Below are 14,381 nucleotides of genomic sequence, written 5' to 3'. Positions count from 1 at the left end.
ATGATGACGATGGATATCGCTGGGGATATTGTGGCTCAGGGCGTCAGTTTAGTGCTGATAATATCGGTTGTCGCCATCGTACCCAGCTTATTGGTGGGGTTGTGTGTCAGTATCTTTCAAGCAACCACGCAAATCAACGAACAAACCTTAAGCTTTTTACCTCGCCTTAGTGTCACTTTGTTGGTACTGATTTTGGCCGGTAAATGGATGATCACCAAGTTGAGCGATTTTACCATTTCTATTTTCACCCAAGCTGCTCAGTTGGTGGGGTAAAGAGCGATGGAGATCGATATTAAGGCACTTATCACAGCGCTATTTGCACTGTGGCTACCTTTTGTGCGTATCCTATCTTTTTTGCATTTTTGTCCGCTATTGGGTCACAAAGCATTTAACCGTAAAAGTAAGCTGGGTGCTGCATTGCTATTAGCGATTTTGATTACTCCGATGTTAAATCAAAATATTATCCTGAAAGATTTGTTATCGATGCGGGCATTGTTGTTGGTCGCCGAGCAGATTTTATGGGGGTGGCTATTTGGTTCGACCCTTGGCCTGGTTTTTATTGCCTTGCAGACTGCCGGACACATTCTATCAATGAATATGGGTTTAGGAATGGCAATAATGAACGATCCCGGCAGTGACGCATCCACTGTCGTTGTTGCGCAAATTATTTTTGTTTTTAGTGTGTTAATATTTTTTACTGTCGATGGACATTTGCTTTTTATTAGTATTTTATATAAAGGTTTTACCTATTGGCCGATTGGCGATGCCATTAATAATTTTTCATTACGTTCATTGTCTCTGAGTATGGGATGGATTATTTCGTCAGCCGTGCTATTAGCGTTACCAACAACCTTTATTATGTTAACTGTTCAAGGCGCATTTGGTTTGCTAAATCGAGTATCGCCAACCCTGAATCTTTTTTCGCTAGGCTTTCCGATTAGCATGTTATTCGGTTTATTTTGTCTGGTGTTGATCATGACCAATATACCTGATCACTATTTGCATCTGAGTAATGAGATCCTCGCACAATTAGATAAAATGAAGGGGTACTGATGTCTGGTGGCGGTGGTGAAAAAAGTGAAAAGCCTACGGGGGGAAATTATCCAAGGCACGTAGAAAAGGAGATATTCCTCGTTCAAAAGATATGACGATGGGGGCGGGATTATTGGCTTCTTTTTTTACCCTGGCCTTATTTTTTCCTTATTACAGGCAATTGTGTGAAGAATCATTTATTTCTATTGGTATGATGGCAGGAAAATTGGATGATAATGGTGCGATGGAGCAATTCATGCTACGTAATTTCTTGGTTATTTTTAAGTTTATCGCTACGCTATTGCCGATTCCTCTGGTCAGCATAATTGCTTCTTTAATACCCGGAGGATGGATTTTTACCACGTCAAAATTAATTCCGGATCTAAAAAAATTGAGTCCTATTAGTGGATTTAAACGTTTATTTTCTCTCAGCCATATTACTGATGTACTAAAAATGTTGCTAAAATGCACGGTGTTAATTTTTACACTCTGCATTATGGTAAAAAATAATTTAGCAGAACTCATGTATTTACAATCTATTCATTTGCAAGAAGCGATTTCTCTCGGATTCAGTCATTATCATTATATATTCGCTTATTTTATCGCTATTATCATTATTTTTTCTTTATTTGATGTACCACTCAGTAAATATATGTTTATTAAAAAAATGAAAATGACCAAGCAGGAGGTTAAAGAAGAACATAAAAATAACGACGGCAATCCACACACCAAAGCACGGATACGCCAATTACAACATCAATTTTCTATTGGTCAAATTAATAAAACCGTTCCGGTTGCAGATGTTATTATTACCAATCCGACTCATTATTCGGTAGCCTTAAAATATGATCCTCAAAAAGCCAGTGCACCCTATATTGTTGCCAAGGGTAAAGATGATATTGCGTTATATATACGCAAAGTTGCTCAAGAAAATGGTATTGAAGTCGTGGAATTTCCGCCACTGGCACGCGTGATATATCATTCAACCCGGGTCAATCAACAAATTCCAGCCCCATTGTATCGGGCAATAGCACAAGTACTTACTTACGTGATGCAAATAAAATCCTGGCGTTCTGGGCAGGCAGAAAAACCTGCCTTGGATACACACCTAGGGATCCCCAAAGAGATGCTAAAAGCCCATGATAAATAATAGTTTAAAAAATATTACTCACTTTTTCAGGCATACACACATCAGCGTGCCCATATTGCTGCTTTGTGTTTTGGCGATGATTATTTTACCGCTTTCTCCATTGGTACTGGATATTCTGTTTACCTTCAATATTGTATTGTCGGTATTGGTGTTATTGGTCAGTGTCAACAGTAAAAGACCGCTGGATTTTGCCATTTTCCCAACAATATTGTTGATAACGACCTTAATGCGTTTAACGCTCAACGTTGCTTCAACGCGCGTTGTTTTGCTTCACGGCCATGAGGGGATAGGCGCAGCAGGTAAAGTGATCGAGGCCTTCGGTCAAGTCGTGATCGGGGGCAACTTTGTTGTCGGTTTTGTGGTGTTCATTATCCTGATGATTATCAATTTTGTCGTGGTCACTAAGGGAGCGGAACGTATCTCCGAGGTTTCTGCACGTTTTACCCTGGATGCTTTACCGGGTAAACAGATGGCGATAGATGCTGATCTTAACGCCGGTTTACTCAATCAGGAACAAGCACGTCAACGTCGTAAAGAGATCGCCAATGAGGCGGATTTTTACGGGGCGATGGATGGTGCTTCTAAATTTGTCCGCGGTGATGCCATCGCTGGTATTATGATCCTGATCATTAATGTGATTGGTGGCGTTTGTATCGGCATTTTTAAATATGATCTCGACGCCAGTCAATCTTTTCAGCAATATGTCTTGCTGACCATTGGTGATGGTCTGGTTGCTCAAATTCCTTCTCTATTATTGGCGACGGCCGCGGCAATTATCGTCACTCGTGTCAGCGATGGTGGTGATATGAGTGATGAAATAAAAGATCAACTCCTCGCCAAACCGAATGTTTTATATACTGCTGCTTTCGTGATGTTTGTTCTGGCAATCGTACCGGGTATGCCGCATATCGCATTTCTCAGTTTTACGGCATTGCTGTTGTTTGCCGCTTGGCAGCAAGGAAAGAAAATTCAGTATGCTGCGCCAGAACCGGATATTAATACCATTACTCAGGCTATTTCTACCGATGATGCAATGAACATCAGTTGGGAAAGCATCCCGATAGTTGAACCCATTGCACTGACGTTAGGATATAAGCTAGTGACGTTGGTCGATAAAGCGAAAGGTAGCCCACTCACGCAGAGGATCCGCGGGGTGCGGCAAATTATTTCTGAAACATGTGGCATTTTGTTCCCAGAAGTGCGTATCCGGGAAAATTTTCGCCTTAAACCAACACAATATTCAATTAATATTAATAATGTCAAAATGGCTGAAGGAGAAGTTCACGCCGACAGGTTAATGGCTATCCCCACTCCTGAATTGTACGGTGAAATCGATGGTATATTGGAGACTGATCCGGCTTACGGTATGGCGATTGTCTGGATCGACCCTGAAGATAAACCTCAGGCACTGGGTCTTGGCTATCAGGTGGTAGATTGTGCCAGTGTGGTGGCAACACATGTAAATAAAGTCGCGCGTCAACATTTGCCAGAATTATTTAATTATGATGACATCACGCCATTACATCAGCGACTGGCAGCCTTGTCGCCACGTTTAGCTGAAGATCTTGCAACTGCTTTAAACTTTAGCCAGTTATTGCGGATCTATCGCCAGTTATTGACTGAGCATGTGCCGTTAAAAGATATCGTGACTATCGCTGCCACTTTAGTAGAAAGTTCTGCGGTCACTAAAGATACCCTGTTGCTAACCGCAGATGTTCGTTATGCGTTACGTCATGCTATCGTTAATGAACTCAATCGGGATAAAAAAGAGTTGCCGGTCTATACCATCAATAATGAATTGGAAAATCTGTTGCTGGGTGCATTAAGTCAATCTCAGCAAACAAGTAAAATTTCCCTCGACAGTTTCCCCGTCGATCCCAACATCCTGACCCAACTGCAAAACAATATGCCGATTATCAACGAGCAAATGAAAGTTCAGGGGCATACGCCAATTTTGTTGGTCACACCTCAGCTACGGCCTTTGCTTGCCCGCTATGCACGGCTATTTTCGCAGGGTTTAAATGTATTGTCTTATAACGAAATACCGGATGATATGGATTTAACCGTCGTAGGTACATTGGATTAGCTCACTGCGGTTTTGCAAGAAGTCTAATGTACTGTTGAGTAACGGAGTCGCGCCCTGTTGTTTTATCTGTAGACGCAACAATTTCTGTAAGGGCTGAATATCCTCTGATTTTAAGCGTGGGATCAGCAAAATCAGTCGCTCATCGTATTGGCGTTTAAGACCTTCGAGAATAATTTGTTGAGCGATTTGATGATCGTTGCATTCGACCAGATGTTCGACCATAGCCACCTGCAGTGGAACTTGATGGCGAATTTTTCGGCTGAGCGATCGCCACCAACGTTTCAGTCCTTCGCTGCCTTCTTCCGTCATGCACTGATCCATCATACCGATATAAACCTGTTGTTTTAATGCCTCTATTTCGGCTTCGTTGTGCAGTGATATTTTGCTGATCGTCGGCAAGATATTCAATAATGCGCTATAGGCACCCGTACGCAGGAAAATCTGCTCAGATAGGCGCAATACTTCAGGATGTCGCGGAGCCTGGTTGAGCAAATCATCGATACCGTGACGAGCAGCATGAATATGTCCTTGTGCCAGTTGGATACGCACCCGGGTGATATCTACCGGTAATTGACCGCTATTCGCTACTTCCGCAGCGCGTTCCAAATACTGATTAGCACTGCGTTCATCACCACGTTGCTGAGCGGCCTCAGCTGCCAGCAAATAGTTGACCATAGGTTGCTCAGCATGATCCGCATTGAGTGTGAGCAGTTTTTCTACCTGTTTAAAATCGCCTTCAGCAAGTTTGACTAACGCGGCTTTCATTTGTTTGCTGGCGCGGTGACGTCTACGTCCCATAAACCAGCTTCGGGTACGGGAGCCGGTATTAAAAATACGCCTTAGTATCCATTCGATAGTCAGTAAGGCTGCCAATAACAGTACTAACATGATGACCATGCCAGTAACACTGGTTTCGATATTGTAGTTGTCTGTCTGAATCAATACATAACCCTGATGCCCAGCGAGCATAGGGCCGAGTATTATCCCGGCAAGCAAGATCAGGAATAATAGCAAAATGCGTAACATGTTTAGTGCTCCTGAGAATGCATTGGCGTTTGCGCCAGCAGATTACGGACACGGGTCTGCATCAAATTTTCTAAAATTGATGGGCTTCTTAAATGATCGGGTAGATTCGTTGAAATCGATTGTTGGCTTAGATTATCAAGCTCGGCAAGAAACGTTTTGCTATTGATATCGTTAGCATCAAAGTAAGCCCGTATCCAGGTGGAACTCGTCTCGAGCGACTGTCTATAAACTTCATCCTGATGACGAGAAACAGCCTGGGCTGCTATCAACAGACGGGCACGGATATTCTCACGCAAATAAACATCCTGATTTGGCGCTAATAGTGGTTCGGCATTGCTATCACGGCGCCGGATGCTAATAAAATCGGTAATAAAATTCTGCCAGCTTTTATTTAAATTCTGCCGCCATTGAGATAAAGAACCAGAGAGTGCGTTGTTATCTTCATCCATCGGTGGATTATCAGTACTATTATCGGCTAAACGGAGGCTATCAACCTGATTTGCCAGTTGATTCAGCTTAAGAATAATGCCATCAAAATCAATCTGATTGATAATGGATACTGTGTTGATATCTTCGGTGATAGCGCGACGTACTTCGATTAAACTGGGGTCATTCATATCTACGAGGCTAGCATCAGCACTTTTCAGTAAGATAGCGGCGCTGGTAATATCTTGATCCCCCACAGTTTACGCCCAGCCATTTTCACAAGGAAATCCGCCTGAGCAAGTAACCAGATCTTGGCGTCACTGCTCGAAATAGAGGCGATTTTTTCCTGTAACTCGTTTAGTTGACGTGTCAAGGAGTCTTGTTGACGATTCGATGTCTCTAACGCTTTACTGTGCTGCTGTAGTAACAATTCCAACTGTTTTCTGTCTTCTGCTTGGCTCTGTTTTAATTGAGTTAACTCTTGGCGTAATGATTGATTGGTGACGTGCTGTTGCTGGAATTGTTGTTGTTGATAAAAATAAAGACCCGTGCTTAACGTGCTAACGAGTACGATGATGACAGTGCCCAGTAAGAGTAGGTTTAAAGACCCCGAACGTTTTTCTCGTGTTATTGACTGTTGCTCTTTCTTTGGCACCTTTTCCTTTACAGTTGTGGTGCCTTCTATAGGGATAGATTGGGTATTTTGTTCCGTCATAATGGGTGCTCCATAGTCAGGTTGATTAGACTAGGCTTCTTAGAACCTGTTCGAAATCTCTTGTGCTCACCGTGTTTTAGTCAAGTAATTCGTCAAAAACGCACTCAAAATGCTCATTGACTCTCTGTAAACTGCGTTTTTTCGCGCGTTTTTCCTCGTCTGAGCGTCGCTCAAGAAGATTTGGAACAGGTTCTTAGAAATCTATTGTAACTCACGGATCAAGGCATCATTGTCAGCACCCTCGGCCACGCGAACATCGTGCCAACCCAACCGGTTGGCATAAGCGGCTAAGCGTTCGCTGACGACTATCATGCGGCAGTGGAGCAGCCAAAAAGAACGATAATATGCCGGAATTAAAGTATAGAGTTGTTGTAACATTTCGCCGCTAGTCACTACCAGCGTGTTAATCCTCGCGTGTTGCCAGTAAGCACTTTGTTTATGGGCATCATAATAAACCGGATTGCGTTGATAGCACTCACAATAACTCACTTTCGCCCCTCGAATGATAAGAGTTTCACCCAGTAATGCACGTCCACCATTGCCACGTAGAAGTAGTGCCTGTTTACCATTAACTCGTTGTAATTCAGGTAAGGCAAGTAGCCCTTCGCTAGTGGAAACATTGAGCGGGTAATTTACCGGTAAATGGCTGACAGCCTGTAGCGCCAAGGCTGTGCTGCGACCAATAGCATAATAAGTCAGCTTAGCCGGCCATGACAGTTTATTTCTGTTTAATAGCGGGTGGATATAACGAATGGCGTTTTGCGACAGTACAAAAACCAGATCTCCTGGCTGCATAGCCTGTAGCAACACGGGTAGCCGGGTTAAATCGTTGCCTGGTGACAAGTTAACCAACGGTGCATGATAGGCCATTAGGCCAAGAGTACGTAGCCGGTTAACTAACTGTTCACCCGCAGGAGAAGGCCGGGTTACCAAAATGGTGGGTATTGACATAGTTTTAACGGGAACGCCCCAGGTTAGCAAGGTCATATTAGGAGATCATAGTGACAGTGGTTTTGGATAAATTGCGGCGAGGATTTCGCGCGCGCCCCGTGACAGCAATTCATCAGCCAGGTCAATGCCGATTTGTTCTGCGCAACTCGCTGGTCCACGGCGTTCACCATAAATAATTTGACTGCCGTCTGGCGCTCCGATCAGCGCTCTAAGCCATAAATTCTCGCCTTTCAATTCGGCATAACTACCAACGGGTAATTGGCAGCCTCCTTCCAGGCGAATATTGAGTGCTCGTTCAGCACAGACTCGCAGTTCAGTTGGACGATGGTTTAATGGTGCCAATAACTGGCGTGTCTCATCGTCATCCAGGCGGCATTCAATACCAATCACGCCCTGACCTACTGCAGGTAGTGACTCTTCTGGAGTCAGTGAATAGCTGACACGATGCGCCAATCCAAGGCGTTGCAAACCGGCTACAGCTAAAATAATGGCGTCATAGTTCCCTTTATCTAACTTACGGAGACGGGTACCAAGATTACCACGTAAATCGCGGACAATAAGATGTGGGTGATGTTTACGGATTTGACATTGACGACGGAGGCTCGACGTGCCGACGACACTGCCAGCAGGTAATTGCTCAAGCCGCTCGTAATGGTTAGCAACGAACGCATCACGTGGATCATCCCGTTCACAGAAGGTCACGAGTCCTAATCCCTCTGGTAAGCTGATCGGCACGTCTTTCATGGAATGAACGGCGATATCAGCTTTATTTTGCAATAGTGCTAGTTCGAGTTCCTTAACGAATAATCCTTTACCCCCTATTTTTGCCAAGGGTGTATCCAAAACAATATCCCCACGCGTGATCATGGATATCAGTTCTATTTGCAAATGCGGATGAGCAGATTGTAAGCCCTGCTGTACATAACAAGCTTGCCACATTGCAAGCGGGCTTTGCCGTGTGGCGATACGGATCACTGTTTTCGACATATTTATTACCGTTTTTACCGTCTGCCACCATGAGAACCTGTTCGAAATCTCTTGTGCTCGCCGTGTTTGAGTCAAATAATTCGTCAAAAACGCGCTCAGAATGCTCATTGATTCCCTTTTGTTGTATAAAAAGAGGACGAACTACGATTTTGCAAAGAGTCCATTCTATCATTGACTGGCTGACATTGCGTCGCCACCAAAATACTTTATTCGAATCTATTCAACATCTCTTGTGCTTGCTGGTACTTCGTTAAAAACGCGTTCAAAATGCTCATTGAGTCCCTTTTGTTGTATACAAAGAGTAGACTGCGTTCTTTCGCCCGTTTTTCCTCGTCTGGGCATCGCTCAAGAAGATTTGGAATAAGTTCTTAGAAGTTGTTTGCATTGCTTTCTTTACGATTAAAAGAAAAAATGTTAGATTGATCACGTTTCACGTAAATAGATCTCAATTAGACATAAGTTAGTTAAACGTAAATTAGTTAAATGTTTCTTTAAACTCAATGCGGATCCCTCAAACATGAGTTTTTTTCTTAGCGTTGGAAAATCAGGCGAAACGTCTTGTACCCCTATATCGAGACACTAAAACGACGGCTGGATACGATAAACCAATTACGGGTTGATCGTGCCTTGGCGGCGATGATGCCTGCCTCCCAAAGAGTTTACCATTTGTTACCTGTTTTGCTGCATTATCATCATCCTTTGATGCCTGGTTATCTCGATGATGCTCTCCACGGTATCTGCCTTTTTACCCTCAATGAAATACAACAACGTTATTTAGCGGAGATAGTTACCGGATACGCTGAACCGGTGCAACAGGGGGCTCATGGTGAATTACCGATTGCTGGCATGTATTCCATGGGCAGTACCTCTTCTATCGGGCAAAACAGCACCTCTGATTTAGATATTTGGGTCTGTCATCAAACAGGGTTAGACAGGACAGCACGCCACCGACTTCAGCAAAAATGCCATTTACTGGAAAAATGGGCAGCGACACAAGGAGTAGAGGTTAGCTTTTTTTTGATCGATGAAAATCGTTTTCATCATCAAGCCTGTGGGAGTTTGAGCAGTGAAGATTGCGGCTCTACACAACACATTTTGTTACTGGATGAATTTTATCGTAGTGCCGTTTGTTTGGCAGGTAAGCGTATTTTATGGAATTTGGTGCCAGTCGAAGAAGAAAAGCATTATGACGATTATGTTTTATCCTTGTATGCGCAAGGTGAGATCATTGCCAATGAATGGCTGGATTTGGGCGGTTTAAGTACATTGTCTGCGGAAGAATATTTTGGTGCCACTTTGTGGCAATTGTATAAAAGCATCGATTCCCCCTATAAGGCAGTGCTGAAAACGTTATTGTTGGAAGCCTATTCATGGGAATATCCTAATGCTCAGCTTCTGGCGATGGAAAGTAAGCAGTGCCTGCATGACGGCCTGTGCAATGAAGAAATTATTGCTTTCGGTCTTGATGCCTATTACATGATGCTCGATCGTGTGACCCGTTATCTTGTTCAGATTGATGATAAAGTCCGACTGGATCTGGTTCGCCGTTGTTTTTATTTAAAAATCTGCGAGAGATGTGCTGATAATGGGATGAATAACGGCTGGCGGCAGGGTGTTATCAATCAACTAGTGAGTAAATGGGGCTGGAGTGATCAACGTTTAGTGATGTTGGATGATCGTGCCAACTGGAAAATCGAACAGGTGCGTGAAGTACATAACGAGCTGTTGGCTGCAATGATGCAAAGCTATCATTATCTTATTTGTTTTGCACGCCGTAATAACTTGAGTGTTAGCGCTAGCCCGCAGGACATCGGGGTTCTCACCCGTAAGCTGTACGCTGCTTTTGAAGTACTACCGGAAAAAGTCACGTTGGTTAATCCGCAAATTTCGCCGGATTTATCTGAATCACACCTGACTTTTATTCAGGTTTTGCCTGGTCGAGTCAATCGTGCCGGTTGGTATCTGTATAATCAAGCCCCTTCGATAACAAGTATCGTTGGTCATCAACCACTGGAATATGACGGCCATCTGAGTAAGCTGGTAGCCTGGGCGTACTTCAATGGGTTACTGACCGCGAATACACAGTTACATATAAAAAGTACGAATTTATGCGATAAGGTAAAATTGCAAGAGCTGGTGGCGGATGTTTCCCAACAGTTTCCGTTACGTTTACCTGCCCCTATACCAAAAGCCCTGTGCAGCCCGTGCGAAATTCGCCATCTGGCGATTATTGTTAACTTGGAGAATGATCCCAGCGAGATTTTTGGCCATCAGGCTGAGCATTTTGATTTACGCAAACTTGATGTATTCAATTTCTCTCAGCAGAAACAATGTTTGGTCGGTAGTATCGATTTACTGTACCGTAACTCATGGAATGAAGTGCGCACGTTACATTTCAGTGGTGAGCAGGCTCTATTAGAGGCACTAAAAAGCATTCTAGGAAAAATGCATCAGGATGCCGCGCCCCCCGAAACAGTTAACGTTTTCTGTTATAGCCAACATTTACGCGGTTTGATTCGTGCCCGTATTCAGCAATTAATATCAGAATGTATTGAATTACGCTTATTTAGTACGCGTCAGAACCTAGGACGTTTTAAAGCGGTACGGGTGGCGGGTCAAATTTGGGGCCTATTTTTTGAGCGTTTAAATGTTTCAGTGCAGAAATTAGAAAATGCTATTGATTTTTATCGGGCTATTTCTAGCAATAAATTACACGGCCTGGCGACAAAAGTGGCAGCGGATCAAGTGCATTTGCCACCCGTGATTGATGGTTTTGCCAGCGAAGGGATTATTCAATTTTTCTTTGAAAGCACCGGTGATCAAGCAGGTTTTACTATTTATATTCTTGATGAGTTTAACCAGGTTGAGGTTTATCATCGTTGTAAAGGAAGCAAAGAAGAGCTGGTATGTGATGTGAGCCGTTGCTATTCATCTTCCCATGATCGTTTTACCTATGGCTCTGACTTTATTAATTTCAATTTGCCGCTATTCTACCAGATTGTACAATTGGACGGAGGTTATCAGGTCGTTCCTTTCTATTGTGAAGCCTTATCTCATTTGTGTGTCAATGTGGCTCATACAGAACCAGCAGTAGCATCTGAGCCCTGTCTATTGCACTGAGATAATAGACTTCTTGCAAAACCTACTATGTACTGCAAACGACGTACTGCAAATTCTGCGTTACCTGGTGCTCGCAATCCTCCATACATTCGCTTGTACACTGCATGCCTCGGCTTTGCATAACGAACGACAGTTTTGCAAGAAGTCTAATAAGTTTGTAACTCACTCAAATAAATTTCGAGCTGGCTCGAACTATTCAATTTTGCTACTAGCAAAAAAACAACCACTATCAGAAACTCAATCCACTCCTTCATATAGCAGAACGATTCTATTCTAATTACAGCATAAAGATAAGTCGTGTCGTATATTTATACTGAATAGTATTCATTATGTAATCAAAATTACACCGTACCGCTATACAGGTGCTGAGAGCCTGTTCCAAATCTTTTTGAGTGACGCTCAGATGAGGAAAAAATGGGCGAAAAAGCACAGTTTACATAGGGTCAATGAGCATTTTGAGCGCATTTTTGACGAATTATTTGACCAAAACACGGCGAGCACAAGAGATTTCGAACAGGTTCTTACAAACCGTATGGCTTGATCGTATATAAACACCATGTAATACCAAACAGAGGAGGTATTATTTATTGTTCTATCATTAGATCGAATGGCAATCGCCGTTGTTTGCGGAATGTTACCGCTGATTCTTTTACCGCAGTTACCAGAACAAAGATTATTTTGGGTTTTGGCAGTATTGGTCATAGTCCTGTGGCTTAGCCGTAATCTGATATGCTGGTACTTTGCTTTGGCGATCATCAGTTTCCTTTGGGGATGCTGGCATGGAACCGCCTTGCTAACGCAAACTAATACCTTATCTCAGGGCGATAAACAGGTCATTGCAACGGTTAAAAGTATCAATCTATCTCATCATGATGAACAGAAGGTTTTATTAGCAATTAATCAACTTGAGGGAAAATACCTGTTCCCACCAGTAGGCGTATTTGTAATTTGGCAGAACGGCTTGAAACCATTTTGTGCGGGGCAGCAATGGCGATTTAAATTACGCATGCGCCCCACACATAGTTTACTTAATCAGGGAGGATTTGATAGCCAACGTTGGGCAATAGCGAATCGACAACCACTGTCAGGGAAGATCATCAGTGCTGAGCCGATTGATAATAGCTGTAATTTACGTCAAAAAATTGTCACTATGATTCAGGAGCAAATTAGCACCTATGACCATCGAGCCATTTTATTAGCGTTGGCATTTGGTGAACGAGCTTTGCTTAATCAACAAAATTGGCAACAATTGCGGCAAACAGGCACAGCTCATCTGATGGCTATTTCAGGACTGCACATTGCTATTGCAGCACTCTTCGGTGCATTACTTGCCAGGGCATTGCAATTTTCTTTTCCAGTTCATTGGATAGGCTTGGGTTTTCCTCTGCTGTTTTCATGGTTGCTAGCGATATCTTATGTTTGGCTGGCGGGCGCGAGTCCTCCTACATTAAGAGCAGCACTAGCGTTAACACTATGGCTAGCATTACGCCGTTTCGGTATCCTATCCAGTGCATGGCAGGTTTGGATATGGACACTCAGTCTGATACTCATCACCGATCCGTTGGCAGTATTATCAGACAGTTTTTGGTTATCCTGTTTAGCCGTAGCCGCACTCATTTTTTGGTGGTACTGGATGCCACTAACATTGAACCAACAAAAAAGTTGGCGCGGATTGGCACGACGTTGGCTGCATTTGCAATTAGGCATGATGTTATTGCTGATGCCGTTACAAGTTGGCTTATTTCATGGTCTGAACATTTCCTCTTTGGTCGCCAATTTGTGGGCAGTGCCGATCATATCTTTCATCACCGTGCCAATAGTTTTAATGGCGTTAGTAACGAGTTTTATCCCGGTGATAACATCGTGGTTATGGTATCTCGCGGATTTGTCTATTAGTGTGGTATTTTTTCCTTTGAATGTACTACAAAAAAGCTGGCTCACCGTTGGCAAAAATGCGGTATTAATCAGCTGTAGTGGATGGTTGGCAGTGATTATTTGGCGTTTTCAATGGTGGCGTAGTCACACAATTGCAGTGCTAACACTATGCCTTGTTCTGTGGCTATTTTCCTACCGTCCTCAGGAGTATCGCTGGCGAGTTGATATGTTAGATGTTGGGCATGGTTTGGCTGTGATAATTGAACGCCACGGCAAAGCGATAATATTCGATACAGGAATGCGTTGGAAAACCGGTAGCATGGCATCAAGAGCAATATTGCCCTATCTTAGTTGGCACGCCCTTAATGTAGAACAAATTATCATCAGCCATGATCATAAGGATCATAGTGGTGGCTTGTCTGAACTCATGGCTGCCTTCCCGCAGGCGATGATACGTGCTCCCTTTTTTCCGGCTATAAACGGATCACAACGGCAACAATTTATCCCTTGCCGACAAGGAGATAACTGGCAATGGCAGGGTTTGCATTTTGAAGTACTTTGGCCGCATGATCTGATGCAGAGAGGTAAAAATGATGACTCTTGTGTTGTCCGTATTAACGATGGTAAACACAGCATCTTATTGACCGGTGATTTGGAAAAAAGTGGAGAATATCAGCTAGTACAAGAACTCGGTAATAAACTGACTTCAACCATTTTACAGGTTCCTCATCATGGTAGCCAAACTTCATCTACACCACCATTTTTACGCGCAGTGAAACCCGAATTAGCCTTTGCATCTGTAGCACGTTACAGCCCATGGCGATTGCCAGCAAGAAAAATTGTCCTTCGCTACAGGAAAAATAACATTATCTGGCGTGATACCTCCGTTTCTGGGCAACTCAGTCTGTTTTTCTTCGATGATAAGTGGCGTATAAGTGGTTATCGCGAGCAATTAATGCCCCGTTGGTACCACCAGTGGTTTGGTGTTAGAGAACATTATGAGTAGAATGGGC

General features: G+C 43.3%; 8 protein-coding genes and 2 pseudogenes. 6 read left to right on the top strand and 4 right to left on the bottom strand.

The genetic code is table 11. From position 1 onward, the window contains the following. The 4 genes and pseudogenes from fliQ to CCS41_RS09280 all read left to right on the top strand — a co-directional run bounded on the left by fliQ (nucleotide 1) and on the right by CCS41_RS09280 (nucleotide 4,268). Nucleotides 1–273: a flagellar biosynthesis protein FliQ gene (fliQ, locus tag CCS41_RS09295; protein ID WP_072550145.1), complete on the top strand. Its 273-nt coding sequence runs from the start codon at nucleotides 1–3 to the stop codon at nucleotides 271–273. A gap of 6 nt (nucleotides 274–279) precedes the next feature. Beyond that, a complete protein-coding gene (locus CCS41_RS09290) occupies nucleotides 280–1,053 on the top strand; it encodes a flagellar biosynthetic protein FliR (RefSeq protein WP_072550146.1) in 774 nt (257 codons plus the stop codon). Continuing rightward, nucleotides 1,053–2,182, top strand: a pseudogene (gene flhB, locus CCS41_RS09285) (flagellar biosynthesis protein FlhB). The gene CCS41_RS09290 and the pseudogene flhB overlap by 1 nt, the downstream one beginning before the upstream one ends. After that, complete coding sequence (locus CCS41_RS09280) at nucleotides 2,172–4,268, top strand: flagellar biosynthesis protein FlhA (RefSeq protein WP_072550148.1); 2,097 nt, start codon at nucleotides 2,172–2,174, stop codon at nucleotides 4,266–4,268. Before flhB ends, CCS41_RS09280 begins: the two are co-directional and overlap by 11 nt. On the opposite strand, the gene CCS41_RS09275 is transcribed toward CCS41_RS09280, so the two are convergent. The 4 genes and pseudogenes from CCS41_RS09275 to hemC form a co-directional block, all read right to left on the bottom strand. Then, entirely contained in the window at nucleotides 4,242–5,294 is a 1,053-nt protein-coding gene (locus tag CCS41_RS09275) for a heme biosynthesis HemY N-terminal domain-containing protein (protein WP_083429590.1), read from the bottom strand. The two genes, CCS41_RS09280 and CCS41_RS09275, sit on opposite strands and share 27 nt — an antisense overlap. Before the next feature lie 2 nt (nucleotides 5,295–5,296). After that, a pseudogene (hemX, locus tag CCS41_RS09270) lies at nucleotides 5,297–6,435 on the bottom strand (uroporphyrinogen-III C-methyltransferase). A gap of 201 nt (nucleotides 6,436–6,636) precedes the next feature. Then, nucleotides 6,637–7,386 (bottom strand): uroporphyrinogen-III synthase, encoded by a 750-nt coding sequence (hemD, locus tag CCS41_RS09265; protein ID WP_072550185.1) that lies wholly within the window; start codon nucleotides 7,384–7,386, stop codon nucleotides 6,637–6,639. Between the two features lie 45 nt (nucleotides 7,387–7,431). After that, nucleotides 7,432–8,373 carry a hydroxymethylbilane synthase gene (gene hemC, locus CCS41_RS09260; RefSeq protein WP_072550150.1) on the bottom strand — a complete coding sequence of 314 codons (942 nt, stop codon included), beginning with the start codon at nucleotides 8,371–8,373 and terminating at the stop codon, nucleotides 7,432–7,434. 558 nt (nucleotides 8,374–8,931) lie between these two features. Here hemC and CCS41_RS09255 point away from each other — a divergent pair. Further along, the gene (locus CCS41_RS09255) at nucleotides 8,932–11,493 is read left to right on the top strand and encodes a class I adenylate cyclase (RefSeq protein WP_072550151.1); all 2,562 of its coding nucleotides are present in this window, start codon (nucleotides 8,932–8,934) and stop codon (nucleotides 11,491–11,493) included. 607 nt (nucleotides 11,494–12,100) lie between these two features. Then, the gene (locus tag CCS41_RS09250) at nucleotides 12,101–14,374 is read left to right on the top strand and encodes a ComEC family protein (protein WP_072550152.1); all 2,274 of its coding nucleotides are present in this window, start codon (nucleotides 12,101–12,103) and stop codon (nucleotides 14,372–14,374) included. The last annotated feature ends 7 nt before the right edge of the window (nucleotides 14,375–14,381 follow it).

The sequence above is a fragment of the Candidatus Fukatsuia symbiotica genome (assembly GCF_003122425.1).
In the GTDB taxonomy this organism is placed as follows: Bacteria; Pseudomonadota; Gammaproteobacteria; order Enterobacterales; family Enterobacteriaceae; genus Fukatsuia; species Fukatsuia symbiotica.
This window is presented reverse-complemented; position numbering and strand designations above follow the sequence as displayed.

What these genes read in the sequence shown, in the direction of transcription:
- fliQ (WP_072550145.1), top strand. Translation starts at nt 1, where the DNA reads ATGATGACGATGGATATCGCTGGGGATATTGTGGCTCAGGGCGTCAGT.
- CCS41_RS09290 (WP_072550146.1), top strand. Translation starts at nt 280, where the DNA reads ATGGAGATCGATATTAAGGCACTTATCACAGCGCTATTTGCACTGTGG.
- CCS41_RS09280 (WP_072550148.1), top strand. Translation starts at nt 2,172, where the DNA reads ATGATAAATAATAGTTTAAAAAATATTACTCACTTTTTCAGGCATACA.
- CCS41_RS09275 (WP_083429590.1), bottom strand. Translation starts at nt 5,294, where the DNA reads ATGTTACGCATTTTGCTATTATTCCTGATCTTGCTTGCCGGGATAATA.
- hemD (WP_072550185.1), bottom strand. Translation starts at nt 7,386, where the DNA reads ATGTCAATACCCACCATTTTGGTAACCCGGCCTTCTCCTGCGGGTGAA.
- hemC (WP_072550150.1), bottom strand. Translation starts at nt 8,373, where the DNA reads ATGTCGAAAACAGTGATCCGTATCGCCACACGGCAAAGCCCGCTTGCA.
- CCS41_RS09250 (WP_072550152.1), top strand. Translation starts at nt 12,101, where the DNA reads ATGGCAATCGCCGTTGTTTGCGGAATGTTACCGCTGATTCTTTTACCG.